The organism is Paenibacillus sp. ov031 (assembly GCF_900143165.1).
Classification (GTDB): domain Bacteria; phylum Bacillota; class Bacilli; order Paenibacillales; family Paenibacillaceae; genus Paenibacillus; species Paenibacillus marchantiae.
On sequence record NZ_FRDO01000005.1, the window covers coordinates 344,754 to 370,861 of the forward strand.

Here is a 26,108-nt window from a genome sequence, read left to right on the forward strand (position 1 = left end):
AATGGGGTGCAGTTCACCATGGGGATGCCTGCCTTTAGCTGTTTTACATTTTATTGTAATGTGAATCCTTTGAATTTACCCGCGCAGTCTGCGGGAACTCAGCGCGTGATGACCATTTTGCAGAAACGTGCTGCGTGTATTTTTCATCAGTTCAATGCGGCGTTCAGCCAGGCGATCCGCAGCAATATACGTTGCGATGCCTTCGGTCCGTGACGTGTCGAAGATTTTCTCCAGATTATTGTAGATCTCCCCAACCTTGCTCCACGCACGATCTGCGTTATAGCCGTTCAGCTCATCCGCAATATTAATTACGCCACCTGCATTGATCACGTAGTCTGGTGCGTATACGATCCCCATTTCATGCAGCTTGTCACCATGACGCGGCTCCAGCAGCTGGTTGTTGGCACAGCCTGCCACAACCTTGGCCTTAAGCTGCTTCAACGTATCATCATTAATTGTACCGCCCAATGCACATGGAGCATAAATATCACAATCCACTCCAGTAATGTCGGCAGGGTCCACCGCCTTTGCACCGAATTGATCCACAGCCTGCTTCACGGAATCCTTATGGATATCGGTAACGATCAGCTGCGCACCTTCTTCGTACAAATATTTGCACAGACGCATCGCCACGTTGCCCACACCTTGTACAGCCACGGTTTTGCCTTCCAGCAGATCCGTGCCGAATGCTTGCTTCGCTGCGGCCTTTATGCCCCGATATACACCCCAGGCTGTTGCCGGGGAAGGATTACCGGAGGAGCCGTAGCTTGGCGATATACCTGTGACATAGTCGGTTTCCTGATAGATCAGATTCATATCTTCTTCTGTCGTTCCCACATCCTCTGCGGTGACATAACGTCCGTTCAGTCCTTGAATGTATCGGCCAAAAGCCCGGAACATTGCTTCATTTTTGTCACGGCGCGGATCCCCGATAATTACAGCTTTGCCTCCGCCCAGATTCAGTCCGGATACAGCATGTTTATATGTCATTCCCCGCGCAAGGCGCAAGGCATCTTCAATGGCAGCTTCCTCCGAAGCATAGGTCCACATCCGTGTGCCTCCCAACGCTGGACCGAGTGTTGTATCGTGAATAGCAATAATTGCTTTTAAACCAGAGGCTCTATCCTGGCACAGTACCAGTTCCTCATAATCGTGATGTTCCATTGCATCAAACCAGCTCATGTGTTAACCGTCTCCTCCAACCATTTTTGCGATCAATTCGCCTTCTTCAGTTCGTCTTCCATCCTCTATTGTACCCATGATGATCAAGTTTGTGCAAAACCACATCACGATGTAACAAAAAGACCTTTCTCTCTTCACAGGGAAAAAGGTTCATTTACTCCAGCATGGAATCGGTAAAAAATCTAGCGACCAGTAATCATGGCAGGGTTTCAACCACGTTGATGGGATGCAGATCCCCTCCCACGGCGAATGAAGCTTGACCTGTCTCTTCCGAGACAACCAGCACAACCGCATCCGTCAGCTCACTTAATCCGAGAGCAGCCCTATGCCGTGTGCCAATTTTCCGTTCATGTGCAATGGCCTGTGACAAAGGTAATACATTGCCCGCGGATACAATCTGATTGCCCCGAATCAGCACCGCCCCATCATGCAGAGGTGCACCCGGTATAAACAGCGACTCCAGCAACGCATGCGTGACTCTGGCATCGACTGCAACCCCTGAGTGGATAATTGGTTCAAGCGGAACTTCCCGTTCAATTACAATGAGCGCACCATATCTGCGATCCGACAAATGCTGTACACTGGCAGTCAGTTCGGCAAATTTCTCCGTGAAGGGAGACAGATAACAATCCAGATAAAAGGAAGACGCCAGCACCTCGATCTGCTTGATCTCGGCCCGAATCTCCGCAAATTGGCCCAGCAGACACACACTGTCATGGTCAAAGGTGGATAACGTCTTGTTCATTCGATCTGCCACACGATGGAGGTCCCCTTTGAGTTTCTGCCTCATGGTCGAGCTGTCGCAGTCTGCTTGCCGATTCATCATGGTCTTCCTCCTCACCTTGGCATCTCACTCATCATTCATAATTACCCATACGTTTCCCTCTGCTCCGGGCATTTATGCAAAATAAAGCCTGTCCGCAATTGTGGCGAACAGGCCGATTTTCCGTATATTTTTCTTACTGCTTATCTTACTGCGCTTTGCCGTACGATCCTGCCTTAAACGTTGTAGGATCGTACCATTTGTAGCCTGCAGCCGGTGTAGCCCATGGTTCGGTTTGCGGCTCAGTGGAAGAAGCCGGAGCTTCAATAGCAAGCAGACTTGTCGGCGTATCCAATGTCAGTCCAGCGACCTGGGACAGACTTGTGTAACTTTCTTTCACTGCAAGCCATTTCACGGTATTCACGAGGAATACACCGTCATTCACTTCTTTAAAGCCATCATACGTTGTTTTGGCAGCGCCTGTTTCTTCACGTAGATATCTGGGAGTGGCATCCTCAACAGGTGAGGAGTCGCCGATAAATGCTGCTTTTCCTGCCCCGATCTTGGCGATCGCTGCGTAGGCTCCTTCAGCTCGTCCGCCGCCATTGTATACGCCCTGATCTACCGCGTTGCCCCATTTGGAAACCCCACTAGGTACATACACCAGACCTTTGGCTTTGTTCGGGTCAATAATGGCAAGTGTGGAACCAGCATGCATGGCCACTGCGTTCACGCCGGTTGTAATGCCGAACGACTGTGAAGGTGCGACGATATCCGTTGCATTAACATCTCCCAATGCATTGTAGCGGAAACGAATACCGAAGTTGGATGCCAACCAGTCCGAACTGGTCACGCCTTGCATAGCTGGAGATTCAGCTTCTGCTGACGACATGCCTTTGGCTGGATTCAAGAATGCACCACGGCGATAGCCGTTGAATACTTCGGAGGAATCCCAGCGGTTTTTGTTCCGGTCTGCGTTATAGTGGTCGGCAATGAAGAAGACACTGCCACCATTCTGTACATATTGCAGCAGTGCAGCCTGCTCTGTCGCTTTGAAAGGCACGTTCGCTTCGCCGATAACGAAGACATCATAATCTTTCAATTTATTAAAGGTGATGGCTTGCTCACCGAAGGTATACGGGATGCTGCGATCCAGCTGATCCACGGTAAAGCCTGCGTTTCGCAAACCATTCGCAAAGTCCGAAAATGCCCCATCAATAACCCAGTCCGCAGCCCCGGCTGTCTGAGCATGCGTGTTATCGAATAATACTTTCTTCCCTGTACCATCCGGCAGCGTTGTGCCTGGATCAGGATCAGGATTGGTTGTTCCAGAGGAGAGTGCGATTGAGGTAGGATTCTTAACTCCGGCAAAACTGTTGTATGCGCCAAGCGTTCCGGTTATGATAACCTTCTGCCCCACAAGATTCGGGTTGGTAGCCAGTCCATATTGCGAGCGGTACGACGCTGGAATCTGCACGTCGAGCAGTTTCGCGTTAGTCTTCTCTGTCGCTGAATCTGCAATCAAGAAGTTAAAATCATTGGCGTAAGGAGATGTAAACTTGGCTGTAAGCGAACCGGTGGCATGTCCAACAATATATCCTTCCACCGTTGCCGTTGCTCCGCCACTCTGGGCAGCGATGGCCTGCGATACCGTAATAGGTGCTGCAGCGGCCTGTACCGGACCTTGTGAACCAGGTTGAAGCAATGCCGTCGCCATCATGATGAAGATCAGGAATGCCCCGATCCAATGCTGCCATATCGCTTTCTTCATACTTGCCTTCTCCTCCTCGTAATTACCTGATAATGGGTTATCCACCTTTAATTTAATCGTTCATATGCTGAATTCCTCTTTCTTTTTGTAAAATGTTTGAAAAAAAATTTGGAAATTCCACCAATTGCCCATACTGTTTAACAAAAGTATCCCAAAGGAGACCTGTATGATGAAGTTTCTTTTTCTTCTGCTCCTGCTGATTGTTCCACTGATTATGGTTTTTGTTGCGCTTCGCTCTCCGATGGTGACCCGTGTTTTCCATGTACTTGCCCTGCTCTGCTTCTATAGTGCGGCGACTGTCATTGCCGGAGATGTGTACGCTACGAATGCCCATATGACAACGTTCACCACAGAAATTCACCATTTCCTGTTGAATGGATGGTTTCTTTATCCGTCTGCATACCTGGGTGTGTACGTTCCCTATGTGCTGTGGATGAGCCTTTTTTCGAAAAAAAGTTGAGTACATTCGAGCCTTGGCATTGCATTTTGACATCGTTCATTGCATAATGATAATATAACTGTGATAATGATTATCATTCTTGAGCTTGTCTCAAGTCTTCTGCCTACTGTACATGACTTAACGATTTTATAGATAAAGGGGAACGAACATCGAATGAATACAACTCTGCAAAAGGCTGATCTGCAGCTTGACGATTATTTGGATCTTCTGAACCTGGCAACCAACCTGGGTGACACGAAATGGCAAAAGGAAATTATTCGCAAGCTGGCTTATACTTATCCCGCAGTTGAATGTAAACAACCACAATAGCATGCCTTATACTTACATAGCTCGTAACCCATTCTTTACACGAATCGGTTATTGGGCTATTTTTGTTTTACTAGGAGGGGAATAGCTATGCAATTGGAGACCGAACGACTCATCATCCGGGATATTCTGGAGACAGACTGGGAAAGTATACATAGCTACACATCCATGACAGAAGTTACTCAGCATACGGCATGGGGACCGAATACAGAAGAAGATACGCGAGATTATGTGGAATTTGTGCTAAATTCACAGCAAACACAACCACGAGAGGGCTTCGAACTGGCGATATGCTTAAAAAATGAGGGCATCCTGATCGGCGGTGTTGGCCTTCACATAGAAAAGACGAACGCTGAAATCGGTTATGTGCTCAATCCCGTTTATCAGGGAAAAGGATACGCTGCCGAAGCAGCCCGAGCGATGCTTGGCTTTGGCTTCAATACACTTGGCGTACACCGTATTTATGCGAAATGCCGCCCGAACAACAGGGCTTCTGAGAAGGTTATGCAGAAGATTGGTATGCAGCGTGAAGGTCTGATGCGAGAGCATTGGTTTTACAAAGGGGAATATCATGATTCATGTCTATATTCGATTCTTGCAAAGGAATATATAGGTGAGTGAATACCATGGGTATAATGCAGGAGGGCGTTAACACGTCCTCTTTTGTATCATGGATTAGTTATCTTGGATGGGAGTCTTGAGATATAAGAAAACCACCTAATGATTAGTTGGCTAATACTGCTATCGTTTCCGGTTACTTTAATGACGCTTCTCTCTGCATGATTTCTTCTAAGATTTTTATACCTGTAGAGTCTATCATCGTTCCTTGTGAAGGCTCTTTTTTTGTAATCCATTTTATGATTTGAGCAAAATAATGATCCATAAGAGAATTTGAGAAAAAAGAATAATTGGATAGCAATACAACTCCTACACGGAGTTCCTTATTGAAAGCTAGATAACTATTAAAACCAGCTGAACCCCCGTTATGCCAGAGGATACCTTTATCTAGAAGATTATCCTCACCCCAGCCAAAATAACGGTTTGAATTTCCGATCGATATAGGGAGATGACTTTTTTGTAGTGTAGAGGCTATCGGATTATTATCATTTAGATTGGCTTGGACAAATAAACTCAAATCGCTAACAGATGACTTAATCCCCCCAGCTCCTACATGTATAGAAAGATCCCAATGAGGGACTCTTTTCCCAGATGAAGCATGTCCATTCAAAAACCTGCTATTCTGTTCTGCATCAAGCATAACGGCTGTCTCATTCATCTTTAATGGACTCGTTATATATTTTTTTAACAGTTCGTCATACGTACTTCCTGACACCTTACATAGTATGTATCCCAGTAAACCTACACCGATATTGGAATATCCAAACGAACCTATGCTATCCGTGTAATCAGCAGTAGATAAAAAAGCAGTTAAATCTTGCTCGGTATACATTGAATAAGGATTCGATCTTTTTTTAGCCAAATTGTGGTTGATTGCCAATATAGGTAATCCAGAGGTATGAGTAGCAAGGCTTCTCAAGGTAATCTTATTCAAATAATCGTTTTCAACGTTTTGCATGAACTTACCAACACTGTCATCCGAGGAAAGCAGTTTTTCTTGTTCCATTTCTAATAAAATTATGGATGTAAAAACTTTGGTTATGGAGCCGATCTCAAACAACTTATGCTCAGGAGGGATCACACTTTTCTTTTTATTATTATCAAATGAATAGTATTCAACATCTCTCTCCCTAACAATCCCGATAACAAGCTGTAAATGTTTCTTATCTTTTGTGTAATCTGAAACAAAACTTTGTAAATCCATCATGGTAAAATGTACTCCTTTTTTATGATTCTTTTATTACTTGAATGTTGAAATTACGTTGATCAACCTATTTTGAGCAAACCAAACTATGTATTCGTTTCCAATTCTTGATTTCCTGCCCGGATAACTGAACCCTCTAAACTTTTCGATTCAATACCACTGCTTCAAGCCGCTCATATCACGCCAAAAAGCTGACCCCGAGTAAATCGGACATCAGCTTTTTTGAATTCTCCGTAACGACCCCAATCGCCATGGAAGGAAACAACCCTATTCAACTTGATTTCATTACAATCGGCACAGCTCTACCGGGCAGCTTGGAAATGTCGGACATCCGCACATGCAGCGCAAGGCTGCCAGATCACGAATCATCAGCTTTCCATCCATGGTGTCCAGCGTCCCCTGTTCTTTCCAGGCTCCCAACATGCGCGTTACACTCTCCCGCGTGGCACCAATCATTTCCGATAATTCGGTATGATTCAGCTTCATGTCGAGCACGATGCCATCCGGCGTAATTTTGCCATACGAGTTGCTGGCACGAATGAGCGTCGATGCGAGTGCACCTGCCTTGCCATAGAGCAAGAGGTCACGGAAACGCGACTGGGTGATACGCTGGGCGAGCGCCATCCATTGCAGGAATTTCAAGGCAAGGTCACCGTGTTTGCTGAGTACACTTTCCAAGTCGCTGAGCGAGATGATCCCCAGCTCCCCTTTGCCAGCCATCTCTGCACTGTAGCTATGAGTCAATCCGCCAATGCCGCCAAACTCTCCAATCAGATCCCCGGTTTGTTGAATCGATAAAATAATTTCTTTCCCATCCTCAGTCGACTTGGTCAGCTTCACTCTTCCCGAGCGAATGTAGTACAGGTATCCGGCTTCATCGCCTTCCAGAAAGAGACTGTACCCCGACTTTACCCGTTTTGGCTGCATCTTCGCCTCGATCAAGCCCCACTGTTCAGCTGTCACGAACGAAAGGATTCCACCTGTCTCCCGTGTCATCTTGCTCGCCTCCGTCTGTTCTTGTTGTGTCGCCTGGGTTGTTCTTTCTGTAAATACCGTACCCATTACCATCGTCCCCCTCGGTGTTTCCTTATGTATCCATCATACCGCGAATATAGCGTGGGGGTTATCGGGGGATTACCTGAACCTCACGGGGAAACTCCCTGAATTTTCTGTGAGATAAATCACACTTACGAGATCCCTTTACGACTCCGTAATCGAAAAAAGCCTTGCCATTCATGGCCTGAATGCCTGTCCATACACAGGATCAGCAAATTGCAGAACGGAAATAGGGGTTTTCCCTGAATTACAACACGGAAGAAAGGGGCTACAATAGAAACAACAGCGAAATACCCTTATTTTAAGATGTTCCCTGACCACAGGATAACGATATTGATTACACCGTAACGTACGGTATGATTCCAAAAAAGGAAGTGTCCTCTCATGCATGATGAACTGCCATCTGGCATTCAGGAGATGATCGACGGCCTGCGCCTGAGTACCTCCAGCGATTTTTGCGGACTGGCCTGTCTGTCCGGCACGATGCTGCGCTGGAAATATACATCCGGCGCCAGTAACGAACGTGTGAAACGCATGGAGATGCGTCCCGGACAAGATCTGGTTGGCACAGCGCTTCGAACTGGACGCACCGCTCTATCTGATGCACAATCCACCGGGGAGCATACACCCGGCCGTTGCCCGTTAATGCTTGCGGAGCGGTTGGTATGTGCCATAGCGGTGCCTGTGTTCCAGCAAGGAAGTGTTCCTGGCGCCGTGTTGCTCCTTGGCAGCAGATTACCCTGCACGTTCTCACCAGAGATGGTCCGTCAGACCGAGCAGGTCGCTATACAGCTGCAGCCAAAAGTGTACGGATAAAGATAGCTGTCTGTAATACGTTAAGAAGTCTTGTTATTTCCTTATAGGAAGTAACACGGACTTACAGAGAATCGAAGCCATTCAGAGATTAACCTCTGAATGGCTTTCTTTTTTGGTATGATAAAGAAAGAACTGTGGAACCGGACAGGAGGAAAATGATGTGATTCAATTATTAGTTGTCGACGATCATGTAGTTGTACGCTCCGGGCTGATCGCCCTGCTCGACGGAAAGAATGATATACATATTGTTGGAGATGCAGCCGATGGTGATGAAGCTATTGCCAAGGCACAAGAACTGAAGCCGGATGTGGTCTTAATGGATTTCAGCATGCCGCCAGGCAAAGACGGTCTGACCGCTACTGCTGAACTGAAGAAATTGATGCCGGATGTCTCCATTTTGATCCTGACCATGCATGACGATGAAGAATATCTGTTCCGCGCTATCCACGCGGGAGCATCCGGATATATTCTCAAGAGCGCACCGCATGAAGAATTGCTTGCCGCTATTCGTTCTGTAGCAGAGGGTAGCGCCTATCTGTACCCAAGTGCGACCAAGCGGCTGATGAGTGAATACCTGGACAAAGCAAAGCAGGAGAACGCTGGACCGTATGACACGTTATCCGAGCGGGAGAAAGAGATTTTGTCCTGGATTGCCAAGGGTTACGCCAACAAGGAAATCGCTGAACATCTGGTGATCAGTGTCAAAACGGTTGAATCCCACAAAAGCAATCTGATGGAGAAGCTCGGCCTTCGAACCAGACCGGAACTGGTGAAGTTTGCGATGAAAAAGGGGTTGCTGAACTTTGAGTAGCACACGTAAAAACAGACTTAGCGGATTTGCCGACCAGCCTGTGCGTCAGTTATTAGAGGAAATCGACAGTCACATTACAGATACTGAATTTCGCAGCAGACTGAAAGGTTCCCTGCATCAGCTCAGTGATCTGAAGTTTGCCTTGGATGAGTCGTCCATTGTAGCCCTCACGGACCGCAAAGGAAAGATCCAGTATGTAAACGACAAGTTCTGCGAAATTTCACAATATAATCGGGAAGAATTGATCGGCCAGGATCATCGGATCATTAATTCGGGTTATCACGGCAAGAATTTTATGAAAAACCTGTGGGAAACCATCTCTTCCGGACGAGTGTGGAACGGAGAGATTCGTAATCGTGCCAGGGATGGCAGCCATTATTGGGTGAATACAACGATTGTGCCTTTTCTCGATAACGATGGTGAGCCCTATCAGTATTTGGCTGTTCGCAGTGAGGTAACCAAGTTGAAGCGGGTCGAAGCTGAGATACAGACGATGATGACCCAGGTCATGAACATTCAGGAAGAGGAGCGGCGTCGCATCTCGCGTGAGCTGCATGACGGCATTGGACAGAGTCTCTTCTCTCTTGTTATTCAGATGGATCGTCTGTTGGTGGACCAACCTCAATCTGGTGTGGAAGCACTGCGAAAACAAGTTACGGGCATTATGGAGGATGTACGCGGCATGGCATGGGAGCTGAGACCCTCCGTACTGGATGACCTTGGTGTCGTTCCGGCCATTCGCACGTATATCGAGAACTATACCCGGCACTACGGGATTGAAGTGGAGCTGGAATGTAATCTGCGAAAACGGCTGGAGATGAACCGAGAGATCGCCATGTACCGCATTATCCAGGAGGCGTTAACCAATGTAGCCAAGTACGCCGATGTGTCAGAAGCACATGTGACGGTGGAAGATTCGGAAGAGGCAACCGTTGTGAGAATCGAGGACCAAGGCGCAGGGTTCAACAGTACGACGGCTGGTAACGGTGTTGGTCTATTTAGCATGGAGGAGCGAGCTCGTGGAGCCGGAGGTACACTTGTAGTATCTTCGGAGCCTGGCGAAGGAACTGTAGTTACCTTTTGTCTACCCAAAACTGTTCATTAAGTCACTTCAACCTGTACTTTATATAGAAGACTGTTTACGGATGTGCTCCGTGAACAGTCTCTTTTTCGATTCATGCCTGCATCCTGCTCCCATTCATCATCTCTGATTGGTAAAAATGACAAAATGAAAGCTTTGAATCGGATAAATTCAACATTTACAATAAATATATTGACTCCAATTACGATTCGTCATTAAAATATGAATGCTGCATACAAATTGTACGTAGATTCTATCATAATTTTTTATTCTATATAGTTAAAAAAAAAGGATGGTCAATCATGTCAGAGAAACGCTCCTCCAAAGGGGGAGAAATCCCGCAAATGCACAATCTGGATGCAATCGATCGTAAAATCATTGCCGCTCTTCACCAAAATAGCCGGATATCCTACACCGATCTGGGTGCACAGATCGGTTTGTCCCGTGTGGCCGTTCAGGCCCGCATTAATGCCTTATCCGAAAAGGGAATCATTGAACGCTTCACCGTGGTTATCAATCCGGGCAAAGTTGGACTTCAGGTCTCTGCCTTTTTCAATGTCGATGTAGAACCGCTATTCCTGGATGAAGTGGCCGCGAAACTGGACGAAGAACCCGCAGTAACCAGCCTCTATCATATGACAGGCCCGAGTACCCTGCACATGCATGGTATTTTTGCAGATATGGAAGAGATGGAGCAGTTCCTGCTGGAGAAGCTCTACAAGATGCCAGGCATCGTCAAGGTAGAATCACAGCTGTTGTTAAAACGATATAAAAGCCGAATGGGCATGAGACTCTAGGAGGAAATCAGCATGAGTTGGAAAGATTACAACGGTCTCGTCATTGGGATGGTACGAACCGGAATTTTGGGATATGGCGGCGGCCCCTCGGTTATTCCACTGATCCGTTATGAAGCCGTTACCCGCTATAAGTGGGTGAGCGATGATGAGTTTGGCGAGATTTTGGCCATTGCCAACGCTCTGCCTGGTCCCATTGCTACCAAGATGGCCGCGTATCTCGGGTATAAAACGAAGGGCGTGCTGGGTGCTATTGTGTCCGTCCTGGCCCATATTTTGCCGACGAGCATCGCCATCATTGCGCTGCTTGGTTCCATGTACGCGCTGCGCGAATCGAAAATCGTAGCAGGCATGGTCGCAGCTGTTCGCCCGGTCATTTTTGTCATGCTCGGCATGATGGCATACGAATTCGCCAAGAAAGCATGGAAGGGACTCGGTACAACCTTTGCCGCCCTGTTCGGTGTCCTTGCCTTTGTACTGCTGCAGCTGCTGGATATTCACCCCGGTATTGTGATTGCCGTCTTTCTCGGATATGGCGTCTTCCATCTGGATGTGGTCCAGCGTTTCAAATCCAAACGCGATTCCGACAAGGGGGTGTCCTAAGCGATGCTTCAGACATGGTGGGAATTGTTTTGGGGATTTTTTGTAGCCAATATCTTGGGATACGGGGGCGGCCCTGCCTCCATTCCATTAATGCAGGAGGAAGTCGTCAACCACTACAAGTGGATGACCACCGAGCAATTCGGTGATGTACTGGCCATCGGCAATGCTCTTCCCGGTCCAATCGCGACCAAAATTGCCGCATTTGTCGGTTATCAGGTAGCTGGCTGGTTTGGCGCATTCATCGCCAGTTTTGCCACGGTTGTACCTTCGGCTGTCGCGTTAATTCTGCTGCTTCGTTTACTGAACAAGCATCGTACTTCACCAAAGGTGAAAGGGATGACGTTGCTCGTACAACCGGTTATTGCTGTACTTATGATCTTACTTACATGGGAATTCGGTCAGGTATCCACCAATTCCATCGGCATTTGGCAGACACTGATCATTGCAGGGATCGCGCTTTGGGTCATGACCAAGACCAAGCTGCATCCAGCCATCCTCATCGTTATTGCTTTCGCATATGGAGCGCTGGTTCTGTCTCATACGATGTAATTCATTGATTATTTAGATTCGGGGAACGTCTTGGAACAATGTGTTTTTATATCCAATATGGATATATGCACAAGTGCCGGGGCGTTTCTTTTTTTATATTGTTAGTTCGTTTGTATTTTTCCCATAAAAAAAACGGTGATGCCAGCATTTAAGCTGTCATCACCGCACATAGAATTACTTGTTTTACCTTCGTACTTGAAGATATTATTTCGCTTCAACGACTACAGTTACTTTGGTTTTCACACCTGCATAAGTTACAGTAATGGTTGCCTTACCCTTGCCATTGGCCTGAATGATACCATCTTTCACCGATGCTGTTGCAATACGGGAAGATTTCCAAAGTGCCGGCTTGGATACGTTCGCTTCGCTGCCATCGGCATACGTTGCTGTAGCAACCAGAGTTGCTTTGTCACCAGGCTTCATGGTCAGGGTTACTTTATCGGTTTGCAAATATTTCAGTGTATCTACATCGACTGCAATGGTTACCGTCTTGCTGCCGTACTTCGCTGTAATTTTTGCTTTACCTGAACCTGTCGCTTTTACTTTACCTTTGGTTACCTGAGCTACTTTGTAGCTGTTGGTTTTCCATTCCGCTTTGTCCGTGACATCACGCTCACTGCCATCGCTCAGATATGCGGTAACCGTAAGATCTACGGAATCACCGGTTTTCAGGGAAAGAGCCGGTTCGGATGCTTCAATGCGTGAAATAACGTCCACTTCAACCTGAATGGTCACTTTGTTGGAACCATATTCAGCCGTGATATTGGCTTTACCGCTGCTGTTGGCAGTGATAACCCCTTTTTTCACGTCGGCTACGCGGGAGTTGCTTGATTTCCATGTTGCATCAGATGAAACATCCTTGGTCAAGCCATCTTCATCCGTAGCTGTGAGTACGATTTGCTGTGTTTCCTTGGAGGACAACACCACAAAGTTCACATCTGCCTCCAGCCCGCTAGCCATACCTACTTCAACAGGCAGAGTTAACGTTTTACCTTCAATTTTGGCTGTGATGGTTACTTTACCTGTTGCAATACCTGTCACGACACCTTTGCTGTCCACTTCAGCGAGTTTCTCACTGCTGCTGCTCCAATCCGCATCTTCGGACACATCTTTGGATGTATCACCGTATACGGCCAATACTTTCACAGACAATGTACCACCAACGGCTACAGAACCTTTTTTCTTGTCCATTTCATACTTGTCCGGAACATCTACATTCACTGTAAATTTAACGGTTTTGCCGCCGTATGCCGCAGTGATGGTTGCATTTCCCGATTTATAGGCGATCAGCTCGCCGCCAGACACATATACAACATCCGCATTGCTGGATGTCCAAGTTGCTTTGGAAGTTACGTCTTCCGTACTTGCATCAATATATTCTGCATTGGCTACCAGTTTCTTGGTTTTGTTATCACCTGTAACGCTCATAGCCAGTTTATCTTCGACACCCGCAATATCCAGATATCTTGCTGTATCAACGTCAACCGTGATTTCCACTGTTTTGCCGCTATACGTTGCTTTGATTGTCGTAGAACCCGCACCAATCGCTGTAACTTGTCCCTTAAATACCGTCGCTACCTTATCGTTGCTGGATGTCCATGTTGCTTGATCCGTTACATTCACATCAGCACTGCTCGGGTAAGAGGCAGTCAATACTACATTTGCCGTTTTATTGGACTCGCTCAAACGGAAGAAAATGCTCTGTTTCTCCACACTCAGTTTGCTTGTCAGATCAACATCCACATCTACGGATACGGATTTCGTTCCGTATTTGGCTGTAATCTTAGCAGAACCTGCGGAGTATCCTGTAATTTCACCTTTTAATACATCTGCTACTTTTTCATTACTTGACGTCCACTCTGCCAGATCCGTTACATCTTTGGTTGTGCCATCTGGATAGGTGGCTGTCAATTTTACAGTTTCGCTTTTGTTCAAGAGCAGATTGACCTGCTTCTTGTCCACATCCACACGTTTAACAACCTCAACATTAACATCCACAGTCACGCTTTGACTGCCGACTTTACCTGTGATGACAGCTGTACCGGCGCTTTGTCCAGTAACTTTACCATTCACAACCGTTGCCACTTTCTCGTCATCGGATGACCATTCAGCTACTTTGGATGCATCTGCATTCGTCGTATTATCACTGTAAGTTGCTGTCAAAATAATGTCTTTGCTATCCCCTGTGCGCAAGTCCAGGGACTGCACGTTTTTGGAAAGGGCTTTAACCTTTTTGGTTACATTCACCTGAACCGTTTGACTCTGAGACAGATACGACGTTGTAATGGTTGCCGTACCTTCCTTTTTGGCAGTAATGGCACCATTATATACAGTCGCTATCGAAGTATCACTGCTACTCCAGGAAGAACTGATGGTTACGTTAGCCGATGTATTGTCGGTATATACTCCTGTCACCGTAACCGAACTGGAATCACCCACTTCGAGCGACAGCTCATTTTTGGAAACTACAATTTTGGACAGTTCTTTATCTGCCGCAGCGGCCAAGCCTACGTTGGAAATACTCAGCACCAATACCAGCATCATCACCATGTACTTGGTCAATCTTGGCTTTAACATCATTTCCCCCCGATTCTTTTCATTTTGTTCCTTAGTTTAATGTCGGCAAGTTCTTTCCAGATGTTTAGACTTTCAGGGAATTTTCAGGGGATTTCGTGGAATTCATTCATCCGAACTATCGATTTCCAAATGATTCATACCTGCAAATATTACGCATAACCTATGTATAGTCACTATTTTGAATTCATTTATATGATCGGGGGAGAAACATGAGTCAGCCTTTTGACTACAAAGGATATTGGGAACAAACGTATAGCTCAGGCGAGACATCCGGAAGGGGTTCGTATGGCGTACTGGCTGAATTCAAGGCAGAGGTCGTAAATGGACTGATTCAGCGTGAGGGTATTTCCAGCGTCATTGAATTTGGATGCGGGGATGGCAATCAACTGCAATATATGAATTATAATACGTATCTAGGTATCGATGTAGCCGGCTCGTCGGTGCGTCTATGCGCCTCCAAGTTTGCTAACGATACCTCCAAGAGTTTCATGTTATATACACCAGGTCTGTGGATTAACCGCGGTTTCCTTCAAGCTGATCTCACCGTGTGTCTGGATGTGCTCTATCATATTACGGATGAAACGGATTTTCGCAATACACTCTACGACATTCTGCACTCTTCGTCAGGGTGGGTTGTGTTGTACACTCGTTTGAAAGAAAACGGTAATCCAGGAGTTAGCACCATTCAGGACCGAAATATTTTTGACTATCTGTTCGACTATCCCGAATTCAAAGTACATGAAATTATTCCTCAGCGATATCCCGACCAGTCCTCGGCCGACTTTGTCATCTTAAGACGCACACCCGGCATCGAAAATAAATCGGTCTGAGACCAAGGGTGTGCTCCGCCTCCAAGACAGGAATACCCTTTCCCACTAGGAGGCAGGCACACTCGAACGGCTGTATGGTGGGTCGCCTACTCATGCAACTCACGCATACTCGCCGCTTGAAGTGTGACATTCCTGATTCCCTGATTCTCGTTTCTCTAAAATAAACCCGGGCGGCCACGCAGCTTCGCCAGCGCCTCCATATAGAAATAATCGCCGTATATAATCGGCACATTCAAGCCACGACCCTCTGGATAATGCACCGTGCCCTGCATGATTAGACCTTCTTCCGCTGCCGTCTCACCGGAGCTGTAGTTCTCATGCAGCCCGCGGAGGATACGCTCTGCCGCGGCTGCATATTCCTCGCCGCGCGGCGACAGCTTCGCCAGCTCCAACAGGCCGCTTGCGGCAATCGCCGAAGCGGACGAGTCCCACGCCACCTGATGCTCGGCAGGTGCGCGGAAATCCCACACCGGCACGATCTCTTCGCCAAGCATGGCGAGGAAGAAATCGGCCGCCCGCTCCGCTGTCTCCAGATAGCGGGCTTCGCCCGTATACCGGAAAGACAGCGCAAACCCGTGCAACGCCCAGGCGGTACCCCGCGCCCAGGCCGAACCTGGCGCATGGCCCTGCCCGCCATGCTCCTGCAGCTTCTGCCCCGTGAGTGGATCGAACTCCACCACATGGCAGATGGACCCGTCAGCGCGGACGAATTCGCGCGCCACGGTGTCCGCATGCGCTTCCGCCAGGCAGCGGAAGCGCGGGTCGCCGCTCTGCTCGGAAGCCCAGTAGAGCAGCGGCAGGTTCATCATGCTGTCAATGATGGCTACGCCGCGCGTATCCATGGTTGACGAGCTGAAGTTCCAGGCGCGGATGAATTCACCGCGCACGTTAAAGCGGGCAGCGAGCAGATTGGCGGCGAGCATTCCCCGCCGCCGGCCATCTGCGCTGCCGGTCTGGCGGTAGTTGGCTACGCCACTAAGCAGCCAGATGAACCCGAGATCGTGATCCACCGATTCGGGATCACGCAGACAACCTTCCAATTGCCGCTCACAACTTTCGGCAATGCGGGACAACGGAGCGAAAGCTTCGTTGTCCCGCGACTCGCCATAGACAAGCCATAACAGCCCCGGCCAGAAGCCGGCGGTCCACCATTCGGGATCATTCCGGTCATATATGCCCTGCGGGGCGGTGTGCGGAAATGTATCCTTGATGCGCTTCGCGTTGCGAATCGTTTTGGCCGCTCCTTGCCGCCATGCTTCCTCCAGCCATTTTACTGATGTTGATGTATTCATAAACCTATCCCTCCTCTAATTGATACCCAATCTGATCGTAAACGTTATACTTCGCACGCCGCTCACTTCCATCCGCGCTTCCTTCAGCAGCCCATTGCGGAATGCCACCGGCTGTTGCTTGAGCTGAATAATGGCTCCTTCATCCAGCACGGTGGATTCCACATAAGCTCCCCGGTACTCGCTGCGCACAGCCTGCTTGGAATGAGTGATGACAGCCTGCTCGCGGCCGTCACTGAACATCAATGGAATGAGTGCTCCGACAGCCTCAAGCTCACCGTCGAATTCATATGTCACAGTAAGTAAATCAACCTGCTGTACATAACGGGTGCGCAGTGAATCGAGCCCGATTAGTGGGCCGAGCCATGTCACTGTAAATGCATTGGCCTGTTCCTGATGCTTCCCATCATCTTCCTCTGGGGAAGCTGAATCATCTCGGACCTCTCGATCTACCGTTTCAAGCAAAATCGAACCTCCGCCATCGGCAGGATTAATCCCGGCATCCCGGTCATAATCAGCACCTGACGGAATGCCCTCGGCAAGACTGTGCCAGTTCCCATCTGCCGTCTTCCAGACAGGACAATAGCTCAGCGGACTAACTTCCCCTTCCGCAAACTCTGTGAATCCAGATTGCGCATGTCCAGCAGCGGATGGACCGATCAGCCCTGACAATCCCGCCTGTTGTATGCGCACGAGACCGGGAACCGTGTATGGATCATTCATAGCTGTATGCAGAATCATTTGTTGACCTGGTACCGAGGCAATGATCGTTTCAAACCATCCATCGGTCTGCAACACCCGGTTGCCTAACTCGGAAGGAAGGTATATTTCCGTTACATCTTCACCAGGATCGCTAAGGCAGGCATGGGCCAGCGCTGCTGCCGTCCACAGATTATAACCCGTATGATTCGTATAGATTTCGTAGCCATGACGTGCATCAGGCGCATACTCGTTCCGAACAATTTTCAGACGCCCATCTTCCATCTTCCAGCGCTCCACAGCTTCGAAACACCGATTGGCCGCACGAGCGAACGCTCCAGCCATCACCCGATCTCCAGTCTGTAAGGCCTGTGTTGCATGGACAGAACATACGTAGGCTGCAGCCGCTTCATTCCATTGATGTTGGGAGCTGCGTCCACGCGGAGGAATCTCCCCCAGCGGTGACAGTGTAAGCAGGGTACTGAATGCACCATGACGTAATTGTTCCTTTAACTCACCAGCGCAGGCCCCCTCATAACCCGCTTCAAGCATGACATCCAGATGATAGCGCGTTGCAATATCATAGGAAAATGGACAATTGGGTCGGTCCAGCGGCCCGTCCTGATATAGTCCAAGCGCCGTAAATCGTGGCAGATGATACAGATTCAGATAACGATCCATCCAATCCGTACCCTCACTGGCGAGATGTTCCCTCAAGCGCAGATATTCTCCCGAGATCATGATGGCGTTCCAGTTAATCATGCGATTGGGATTGTTCATTTTTCTCATTGTAAAAACATAATCTTGTTCTGGCTGTATCTTCTTAAGAGCCTCTGCCCAGACCTTTGCTTGCTCAGGCATATGCGGCTTCAACAGGATGTAAGCTCTCATCATCAACACAGGGAAAAAGTCCGGGTGATGATCCGGTGCACAACCCTTCACAACAACATCGATGCTGTGTGACAGGGCCGATGCGGCCGAAGCAAGCAGGTCCATATGTCCCGCTTGAACAAGAACCGATGCAGCCATTGCATATGCTGGTGTGGAATAATATCGTTCGGCCTCCGAGAACGGATCAATAATGGCGCCACTACTGTCCTGGTAAGGTGTATAAGCCCGAACAACACTCTCCACAAGGGCCAATTTGCGAGCCTGATTCCAACCATCTGATGGGGCAGGCCTCGCCTTTTCCGCCAGTGTACGATAATTTTCGAGAGCATCTCTCCATGGATACGTTGATGCGGCTGTATACTTACTCACGTATGCTCACCTCCATCTTTCACTTTGGTTCAATCGTGAATTTCAGCTCACACATCGTCTCCAGCAGATCGGTTTCATCACTTCCCGCACTGGAGTTATCCGACTGCTCTCGCCATTCAAGTGATGTCCGATAGAATGTAACTGGCACATTGTAATGATCAACCGTATTAATGATCTCTATGTCAGCCTGCCATTGGTTTGCATCATACGTCATACAGACCGTTGCTCGTTCGCCATGCCATTGAATCTGCCCCTCATGTACGATCTCAGGTACCTTTCTGCTCATAAACCGCTCCGTCACATTCGACCGATTCAATTCGCCCACCGAATTTAACGTGCTTGATGAAGACGCCACTCTGTTTTTCCATTGAAATCGATCCTTCAGACGCAGTTCTGCTACGCTCCCGGCATCATTAGCAGAACCGCTCCAATGCAGCTGGCGTGTATAACGAGCGAGCGAAGTTGCTTCAGGATAAGCTGCTGTCAGTTCCAAGCAGGCATCCAGTGTACGGTCATCGTCCGAAACCGTCGCCTCAAGAATCTGTGCTTGCGCCTCGCGCCCTGAGCTCTGCTCCTTCCCCTCAATCCGCGGCACGCTATGCCCGGCCGAACTAATGTGGAACAACCGCTCTCTGCCCGGAGCAAAATAGGCTTGTGTATACAGCCCTGCTCCCGGATCACAAAGAATGTTTTCGCCACCACAATGAATCATAAATTGCCCCAGATCATTATGGTTATGGGGTTCATCGTTATGCCCGGCCTTGACGGAAAAAGCAACAGCGAGAGGTTTATCTCCGGTAAGTTCAGCGCTTGGAGAATCAAGTGCTCCCTTCGCAATCATCCAGCCCAAATCTTCCAAAATGATCACTCGTTCCGCCGGAACAGCCCCCTTTTCTTGCAGGTACATTGCCGGACTGCTCCACATCACGTTGCGCAGCAGGTGAGCCCAACGATGACAGGGATCATCGGTAAACAAAGGAATATGAAACGGCAGATCGATCTGTATACCGAAACGAGATGCCAGAAGTGAAAGCAAGCCCGAAGGAATCTCTTGCTGCTCCGCACTATCCGAATAATTCACGAAGGTTCCCCCCGACAGATGAACCCGCAGTGGGAAGGCTGCTATCGCCGCTATCTTTGAACCATTCAGCAGATCCAACTCACCTTTACTGTATTCGCGTAGCATGTCGGCATAATAGACGAAATAGCCGAACCCATACACCCAGTAACCAATGCCTTCTGCACAGCCACCATCCATGCCATATCCACTCAGAAATGCCTGCATGGATCGAATCGCCTGACCAACCGATTCCGTCAGAATCGCTTCTTCCTCCAGCAGTAATAGTCCAGCCATGCCACAGCATCCGCTGCACACAGCAGACCAGTTATGCTCTGCATCTTGCCAGTGATAGGTACGTTGTTCCCGATAGAGCGGTGTGAAGATGCGCCGCTCGGCCTCAGCCCTAATCCGCTGGATGATACGTGCGTCCAATCGATCCGCGTGAATCGTCACGATTTCGGCCAGCATATGTACCGTCTCCGCGGCAAACAGATCAATATTACCGTTGACCTGTTCCACTCCCCCTGAACCCAAATGTGCAGGCAAACACCATGTATACTCACCACACACATCCCACAACATATCTTCCAATGTCTCTATCCATCTCGGCGCATTCGAATCCACTGCAAGCAGCGCTATTGCCGCCAGACGTCCCCTGCGTTCAAAGTACGCATCCTCATACAACTTTCGTTCCCCTATATCCCCAAACTTCCGATAAAGACCGAATGACAGCGAAGGCAAGCTTTCGTTCAGAGCACGTTCCCCATAGCTGCTCAGATCTGTGTAAAAAGAAGCTAGCTCTGGTTGCAATAATGCCTTTCCAATGGCATTGATAGAGCAGATTGAGGGTGCTGCTGAAGCAAGCAGAAGCTGCTGACTCCTATTTCTGTCTCGTACCATCCGATGTACTGCCTGCTGAATGACCGTAGAATCCGGGATGCAGATGGAGCTGACTTTACTTTGATTGGTGTTTTCCATTGAATTCACCCTAATCTATATGGAATACGAAACCTTCATTATATGTAACCGATTTCATTTTACCGGATAATGCTGTACATTTGAAGAGTTATCCATCATATCCAACCAAATTAACCACAGAATTCCTGTCCCAATATAAAAAAACGAAGAACCCCTCTGGGTTCCTCGTTGCATTCAGCTTTTTAGCTCAAACTGGATATTTCTAATTCTATTTACCAATCGCAAGTGGAGAACTCTGTACAACGGACAGCCATTGACGGGCAATCAGCTCATGACCCGCTGCGGTTGGATGCACACCATCCCATAACCAGTAGGCTGCGTCAGCTTGTTCGAGAGCATCGTTGAACGTTTGCTGCAAAGGTACCCAGACCGCCCCGAACTCACTTGCGAGTTCACGGACCAGATTTTGATACTGCCCGATACGCGCCTGCCAAGTATCCCAAAGCTCCACTGTAGCTCCCGTTTTAAGAATGAACGGCTCCATTAAAATCAGCCCGGTATTCGGCATTACTTCCCGTGTTTCCTCCAGCAAATGACGATATGCACGTCCAAGACGATCCGTCACTCCACTAGGTTCGCCATTCATGGTACGCCATGCATCATTAACACCAATTAGAATGCTAATCAGATCCGGCTTCAAACTAAAAGTATCCTCGTTCCAACGTGCATAAAGATCAGAAGCGCGGTCCCCGCTAATTCCTCTGTTGTAGAACGTTGGCTGTTTGGCTGCCAGTTCCACACCCAGTTTGCTTGAGATCAAATACGCATAGCCATGCCCGAGAAAATGATTCGGATCGTCATTGCGCGATCTTCCGCCGTCTGTAATGGAATCTCCCTGAAAAAGTATAACGGATGAATGTGTACTCATAATCGAAACCGTTCCTTCCTGTATGTAAAATGAAAACCTCAACCCTGCAGTCTCCATTTTATCCCTTTCGGACGCAATAGAAAATAGCGTTTTCAGAACGATACTTTTCAGTTAACTCTCCGCATTGTACTTCCTACAAAGTCACCCGTAGTTCTCCACGTCTTGAGACATTGCAGGTCTTTAAGATTTCAGGATTTCAGGATTTCGGGTCCTTCGCGACATATCCTCCGCCCTGATATTCCGTCTCATCCTGCTTATCCGGCGTTCCCTTACGTTTCGCTTCTTCCCATAGCTCTGCTGCATCGTCCTCCGGGCGGTACCCAATCATCTGTTCCAGATATCCAATATCATAATAATTGTCCGTATTCGCTGAAGTTCCATATAGATTAACGTATTTCATGCTCGAATCCGCCTCAATGCAGCATTCGGCAAGCTGTACCATATCTCTTGGTGATATCCAAATGTGTGCGGAACGCTCAGAATGCGGATGTGCATCGCCCGAGAAGTTGCCAATTCGAATATTGAATGACGACAAATCATATTTATCCACGTAATATCTGCCAAGCAGCTCTATATAACATTTACTGAGCCCATAGAAACTATCTGGACGATATGGATCATCCACTTCGATATCCTCACCTGTTGGATAAAATCCTGTCGCATGATTTGAACTCGCAAAAATAACCCGCTGTACACCGTTCAACCGTGCAGCTTCATACACATGGTAGGCCCCTGTAACGTTGATTGGCAGGACTTTGCCCAGAAAGTCTTCTTCATCCTTGGCCCATGCAATATGCAGCACCGTCTGAACACCCTGCATCAGCTCTTTCAGTCGTTCTCCGTCGGTCACATCCATCGCTACAATGCCTGCTTGAGGATCATCATGAAGATCGGCAGCCACGATGTCATACTTGCCCTTTTCCCTCAGCCCCTCCAGCAGGCTGCGACCAATGACTCCCGCTGCTCCCGTAATCAATATTCTGTGCTTCGAGTTGCTCATGGATTTAGCTCCCTTCGCTCTATTACGATCCTATAGAACATTATTAACCGTTAGAGCGAAGGATTTACCTGATCCAATAAAGGCCCCGTATATTATCCCATCAAGTACCGCAAAATCATCATTGCAACAATACCGACAAGTACGGTTCCGAGCAGACTTCGTGTCCAGATGGCTACAGCAATCGTAGGCAGTGCTGCCCACAAAGCTGGATTATGTGTAATCGGCAACAACTGGTTGTCCGCCATAAACAGTTCCTGACCAATCAGTGCCGCCATGACCGCCACGGGTACATATTCAAGCCAGCGTAACAGCCACATCGGAATCTGTATTTTACTGAACAGCATGAGCGGCAATACGCGCGGGATGAACGTTAACAAAGCCGAACCCATTATAATCCAGAATACATCCCATCTTACTTCCATCGTTCCATCACTACTCCCATCGTTGCCGCAATGACCGCAGCCACAATGACACTCATGCTGCCAAGTGAAGCCATGCTGGCGAAGATTACACAGACAACGGCGATGATCGCCACATTGATGTGTAATTTTTTATTTTTGCGCTGCATCAGCTGAAGCACTACCAGACCTATAAACATTGCAGGCAGGGCAAAATCAAGTCCAAGCCGCTCGGGATTGGTTATCCAGCGTCCAAAGTAAGCCCCCGCCATATTCGCCACAAACCAATTCAGGTATGCTGTAATGTTCAGACCGTGCATCCAGCGCTCACTCAACGTTTTCCGGCCAATCGCTCGCGTCATCGCCACGCCAAAGGACTCGTCGGTAAGCAGCGAGCCGATCCACATATTTTTAAGCGGCGTCAGATGACGAAAGTACGGTGATACGGCTGCACTCAGCAGCAGATGGCGAAGATTCACGAAGAATATGGTGAAAATGATAGCAGTCGCTGAACCACTCGAGGCAAGCATGCCTGCGGCAATAAACTGAGCCGATCCAGCGTATACAATCAGACTGAGCAGAGCCGTTTCCGCCAAACTTAAGCCTGCCGTCATTTCAATGACACCCGCTGCAAACCCAATACTTAAATATCCAAGCAGTGTTGGAATACAGTCCTTAACCCCTTGCATAAATGTAGCATCATCCAGCACCTCTTCGGTATTTGCGGGCCCGGATGTCAGTGGTATGGATTTATCCAAATCTGGTTCATCCTCTCTCCATGTCATCCACATCATGTAGATTACTTTTAATTTAGAAATATACCACAGGATGAGACATTCAGGGAAAGACAGATTCACTTTTACAGAACAGATCCGTTCCGAGCGTTCATAAACCGTTGATTAACGATAAATCACCAACGAGAAAAAGACTGAAGGGTTTCACCCCCACAGTCTCCTTCTAGAAATGCTATTGAACTATAACTTGAATTTCTCAATCAGGCTTTGCAGATCTTCAGCCATGCGAGACAATGCCGCAGAAGAAGCTGCAACCTCTTCCATCGTAGCCAGCTGCTCCTGCGCAGCAGCTGAACCATCTTCGGTTCCTGAGGCAATTTGATTGGATAATTCAATGGTATCATTCACTTCCTTGGACACATGACTCATGCCTCCATCAATCTGACGGGAAGCTGCCGACACTTCTCCAGCTTGTGCAGCAACCAACTGCACGGCGCTACGGATATTTTGGAAGGCCTCTCCCGCCTCCGTAATCATTTGCGTACCTTTAATCATGCCTTCTCCTGTACGGGCAAAGGTAGACTGTACCGCATTCGTTTTCTCTTGCATCTCACGCATAAGTTCATTAATACGTTCAGCTGCACTGCCCGAATTGTTGGCTAGCGATTTTACTTCATTGGCAACGACAGCAAAGCCTCGACCTTGTTCACCTGCTCTTGAAGCTTCAATGGATGCGTTCAAGGCAAGGATATTGGTCTGTTTGGCGATGTTGGTAATCTCGGCCACAATCTCAACAATCTCTTCATTTTTCGCTCGAAGATCCTGAATGACAGCAGCCATGGCCTCACTCTCATTATTCACCTTCTGAATATGAGCAACCGCCTCTTCCACCGTAACCATACCCGCTTCGGACTTGGAAGATGCTTCTACAGCTATACGAGCCGTGTCTTCAGCACTCGATGAGATTTCTTTGACACCTATAGACATTTCACCGACGAGTTGGCCCGTTGCAGCAAGGCTGGCGTTTTGTTTGTTCGTTCCTGCCGCTGCATCCTGCATCAATTCGGCAACCTGTTCCGTTGCTCTGGATGTCTGTTCAGAACTCGCCATCAGCTCCTCAGAGGATGCCGCTAGCTGGCTTGATGTATCATGCACTTCGCCAAGAACGTTACGTAGCGAAGATGTCATGGTATCGAAGCTTGCCCCGAGTTGTCCAAACTCGTCACGGCGCTGTAAACCTACACGAACTGTCAGATCACCCGCGCTTACTTTGGATGCTGCTTGCGTTAGTTGCAACAATGGACGGTGAATACTGCGAATAATGAACACAAGCAGAATAATACCAATGATCAACGAGGTCCCTACCAGAGTGTAGGCACGAATCAAGATCGGTCTTACCGCATCTGCTGCTTCAGAAGGAACCATCTCACCGACAATTTTCCAGCCTGTTTCTGGATTCGTATAGAATACGGCTTCCAATTCTTGTCCATCATACGTGTACTTTACAGTTCCTTGATCTTTTTTATACATCTCATTAATGTAGCTCTCATTGGACTGCACACCGGATTCGATATTGTAATGAAACAGGAACTTCCCGCCGTTATCCAGCATATACAGTTTTCCCTTTTCACCAATATGTATCTTATCAACGGAATCTTTCAAATAATTGAGACTTACATTGGCTCCAATTACCCCTTTACCATCGGCTAGCTTGGCAGCTGCGGTGACAACCCATTCACCCGTGGTTACCGACTGGAACGTGTCCGAGATAATTGGTTCATCCTGTGACATACCCATCGTATACCAGCTGCGTTCCCGTGGATCGTAGATTTGTTGTCCGGGGTCAGGGGATTTCATCCAGCTGCCATCTTCAGCACCTGCTGTTATTACACCCAATTCTTTGTGAGCTTTGGACATACGATCCATTTGTCTCTGAACAGCTGGTGATTTATTGATAATATCTGTTGAAGTAATACCCGCTGCAAACTGCGCTGCGTTATCCTTCTCCATATCCAGCATTTGAGTAATCTGCAGACTGAGCATTTCCGTTTTGGCCTGTGCAGAAAGAATGATTTCTTCCCTGACCTGGTCTGCTGCTTTTAAATAAGACAACCATCCCACGCTAATGCTCGGTACAATCAAGAACAAGAGCAACGAAGCGATCAGACGTTTCTTAACCGTTAATGTAAACCAATTGCGAATCCTTTTCTTCATTTAAATATCCCCCATCATCATCTTCACCCCTTTTTTATCGGACAAACGTAGTAAAAATATTATGTATGGATACTAAAATGAATCGAAATTGCATTATTTTTGTTAGGGAAATAGAAAATGATGCTCACGCCTCGTTTTGACCCTCTCTGCGAGATCGTTTACAATATCTCATAAGCTGGTTATCCAT

Annotated in this window: 24 protein-coding genes; 10 read left to right on the plus strand and 14 right to left on the minus strand. The window is 48.0% G+C overall.

From position 1 onward, the window contains the following. Positions 1 to 75: 75 nt before the first annotated feature. From BUA17_RS21905 to BUA17_RS21915, 3 genes are all read right to left on the minus strand, one after another. Positions 76 to 1,182 carry a Glu/Leu/Phe/Val family dehydrogenase gene (locus BUA17_RS21905; protein WP_064642772.1) on the minus strand — a complete coding sequence of 369 codons (1,107 nt, stop codon included), beginning with the start codon at positions 1,180 to 1,182 and terminating at the stop codon, positions 76 to 78. A gap of 196 nt (positions 1,183 to 1,378) precedes the next feature. After that, on the minus strand, positions 1,379 to 2,008 hold the full coding sequence (gene cdaS, locus BUA17_RS21910) for a sporulation-specific diadenylate cyclase CdaS (protein WP_063566290.1): 630 nt from the start codon (positions 2,006 to 2,008) through the stop codon (positions 1,379 to 1,381). 145 nt (positions 2,009 to 2,153) lie between these two features. Further along, the gene (locus tag BUA17_RS21915) at positions 2,154 to 3,665 is read right to left on the minus strand and encodes a DUF6359 domain-containing protein (protein WP_072735020.1); all 1,512 of its coding nucleotides are present in this window, start codon (positions 3,663 to 3,665) and stop codon (positions 2,154 to 2,156) included. Positions 3,666 to 3,882: 217 nt separating this feature from the next. Between BUA17_RS21915 and BUA17_RS21920 the strand changes: the two genes are divergently transcribed. The 3 genes from BUA17_RS21920 (at position 3,883) to BUA17_RS21925 (ending at position 5,103) form a co-directional block, all read left to right on the plus strand. Then, the gene (locus tag BUA17_RS21920) at positions 3,883 to 4,176 is read left to right on the plus strand and encodes a hypothetical protein (protein ID WP_139295713.1); all 294 of its coding nucleotides are present in this window, start codon (positions 3,883 to 3,885) and stop codon (positions 4,174 to 4,176) included. Positions 4,177 to 4,329: 153 nt separating this feature from the next. Next, on the plus strand, positions 4,330 to 4,485 hold the full coding sequence (locus BUA17_RS31315) for a hypothetical protein (RefSeq protein ID WP_162842450.1): 156 nt from the start codon (positions 4,330 to 4,332) through the stop codon (positions 4,483 to 4,485). 87 nt (positions 4,486 to 4,572) lie between these two features. Then, a complete protein-coding gene (locus BUA17_RS21925; protein ID WP_072734974.1) occupies positions 4,573 to 5,103 on the plus strand; it encodes a GNAT family N-acetyltransferase in 531 nt (176 codons plus the stop codon). A gap of 133 nt (positions 5,104 to 5,236) precedes the next feature. Here the strand turns inward: BUA17_RS21925 and BUA17_RS21930 are convergent, their stop codons facing one another. Further along, positions 5,237 to 6,307 carry a serine hydrolase domain-containing protein gene (locus BUA17_RS21930; protein ID WP_072734975.1) on the minus strand — a complete coding sequence of 357 codons (1,071 nt, stop codon included), beginning with the start codon at positions 6,305 to 6,307 and terminating at the stop codon, positions 5,237 to 5,239. Positions 6,308 to 6,589: 282 nt separating this feature from the next. After that, on the minus strand, positions 6,590 to 7,366 hold the full coding sequence (locus BUA17_RS21935; RefSeq protein WP_244552206.1) for a Crp/Fnr family transcriptional regulator: 777 nt from the start codon (positions 7,364 to 7,366) through the stop codon (positions 6,590 to 6,592). A gap of 378 nt (positions 7,367 to 7,744) precedes the next feature. Between BUA17_RS21935 and BUA17_RS21940 the strand changes: the two genes are divergently transcribed. From BUA17_RS21940 to BUA17_RS21965, 6 genes are all read left to right on the plus strand, one after another. Next, on the plus strand, positions 7,745 to 8,176 hold the full coding sequence (locus tag BUA17_RS21940) for a GAF domain-containing protein (protein ID WP_072734976.1): 432 nt from the start codon (positions 7,745 to 7,747) through the stop codon (positions 8,174 to 8,176). Positions 8,177 to 8,336: 160 nt separating this feature from the next. After that, positions 8,337 to 8,987 carry a response regulator gene (locus BUA17_RS21945; RefSeq protein ID WP_053780067.1) on the plus strand — a complete coding sequence of 217 codons (651 nt, stop codon included), beginning with the start codon at positions 8,337 to 8,339 and terminating at the stop codon, positions 8,985 to 8,987. Then, a complete protein-coding gene (locus BUA17_RS21950) occupies positions 8,980 to 10,092 on the plus strand; it encodes a PAS domain-containing sensor histidine kinase (RefSeq protein ID WP_072734977.1) in 1,113 nt (370 codons plus the stop codon). The genes BUA17_RS21945 and BUA17_RS21950 overlap by 8 nt, the downstream gene beginning before the upstream one ends. 278 nt (positions 10,093 to 10,370) lie before the next feature. Next, on the plus strand, positions 10,371 to 10,865 hold the full coding sequence (locus BUA17_RS21955) for a chromate efflux transcriptional regulator ChrS (RefSeq protein ID WP_063566298.1): 495 nt from the start codon (positions 10,371 to 10,373) through the stop codon (positions 10,863 to 10,865). A 12-nt stretch (positions 10,866 to 10,877) separates the two neighbouring features. Continuing rightward, a complete protein-coding gene (locus BUA17_RS21960) occupies positions 10,878 to 11,465 on the plus strand; it encodes a chromate efflux transporter ChrB (RefSeq protein WP_063566299.1) in 588 nt (195 codons plus the stop codon). Positions 11,466 to 11,468: 3 nt separating this feature from the next. Continuing rightward, positions 11,469 to 12,014, plus strand: coding sequence for a chromate efflux transporter ChrA (locus BUA17_RS21965; protein ID WP_072734978.1), 546 nt, complete (start codon positions 11,469 to 11,471; stop codon positions 12,012 to 12,014). Between the two features lie 204 nt (positions 12,015 to 12,218). Here BUA17_RS21965 and BUA17_RS21970 read toward each other — a convergent pair whose 3' ends face one another. Beyond that, positions 12,219 to 14,594 carry an Ig-like domain-containing protein gene (locus tag BUA17_RS21970; protein ID WP_244552207.1) on the minus strand — a complete coding sequence of 792 codons (2,376 nt, stop codon included), beginning with the start codon at positions 14,592 to 14,594 and terminating at the stop codon, positions 12,219 to 12,221. Between the two features lie 206 nt (positions 14,595 to 14,800). On the opposite strand from BUA17_RS21970, the gene BUA17_RS21975 reads away from it, so the two are divergent. After that, positions 14,801 to 15,421: a methyltransferase domain-containing protein gene (locus tag BUA17_RS21975; protein WP_072734980.1), complete on the plus strand. Its 621-nt coding sequence runs from the start codon at positions 14,801 to 14,803 to the stop codon at positions 15,419 to 15,421. A gap of 155 nt (positions 15,422 to 15,576) precedes the next feature. Here BUA17_RS21975 and BUA17_RS21980 read toward each other — a convergent pair whose 3' ends face one another. The 8 genes from BUA17_RS21980 to BUA17_RS22015 all read right to left on the minus strand — a co-directional run bounded on the left by BUA17_RS21980 (position 15,577) and on the right by BUA17_RS22015 (position 25,921). Continuing rightward, positions 15,577 to 16,713, minus strand: a complete 1,137-nt coding sequence (locus tag BUA17_RS21980; protein WP_072734981.1) for a glycoside hydrolase family 88 protein — start codon at positions 16,711 to 16,713, stop codon at positions 15,577 to 15,579. A gap of 15 nt (positions 16,714 to 16,728) precedes the next feature. Next, positions 16,729 to 18,669, minus strand: a complete 1,941-nt coding sequence (locus tag BUA17_RS21985) for a glycosyl hydrolase (RefSeq protein ID WP_072734982.1) — start codon at positions 18,667 to 18,669, stop codon at positions 16,729 to 16,731. A gap of 19 nt (positions 18,670 to 18,688) precedes the next feature. Beyond that, positions 18,689 to 20,707 carry a heparinase II/III domain-containing protein gene (locus BUA17_RS21990; protein ID WP_072734983.1) on the minus strand — a complete coding sequence of 673 codons (2,019 nt, stop codon included), beginning with the start codon at positions 20,705 to 20,707 and terminating at the stop codon, positions 18,689 to 18,691. A 208-nt stretch (positions 20,708 to 20,915) separates the two neighbouring features. After that, positions 20,916 to 21,575, minus strand: a complete 660-nt coding sequence (locus BUA17_RS21995) for an SGNH/GDSL hydrolase family protein (RefSeq protein WP_063568036.1) — start codon at positions 21,573 to 21,575, stop codon at positions 20,916 to 20,918. 196 nt (positions 21,576 to 21,771) lie between these two features. Beyond that, on the minus strand, positions 21,772 to 22,575 hold the full coding sequence (locus BUA17_RS22000) for an NAD-dependent epimerase/dehydratase family protein (RefSeq protein WP_072734984.1): 804 nt from the start codon (positions 22,573 to 22,575) through the stop codon (positions 21,772 to 21,774). A 92-nt stretch (positions 22,576 to 22,667) separates the two neighbouring features. Then, positions 22,668 to 22,997, minus strand: a complete 330-nt coding sequence (locus BUA17_RS22005; protein WP_072734985.1) for an AzlD domain-containing protein — start codon at positions 22,995 to 22,997, stop codon at positions 22,668 to 22,670. Continuing rightward, entirely contained in the window at positions 22,988 to 23,662 is a 675-nt protein-coding gene (locus BUA17_RS22010; RefSeq protein WP_063568035.1) for an AzlC family ABC transporter permease, read from the minus strand. Before BUA17_RS22010 ends, BUA17_RS22005 begins: the two co-directional genes overlap by 10 nt. Before the next feature lie 285 nt (positions 23,663 to 23,947). Further along, complete coding sequence (locus BUA17_RS22015; RefSeq protein WP_063568024.1) at positions 23,948 to 25,921, minus strand: methyl-accepting chemotaxis protein; 1,974 nt, start codon at positions 25,919 to 25,921, stop codon at positions 23,948 to 23,950. Between the last annotated feature and the right edge of the window lie 187 nt (positions 25,922 to 26,108).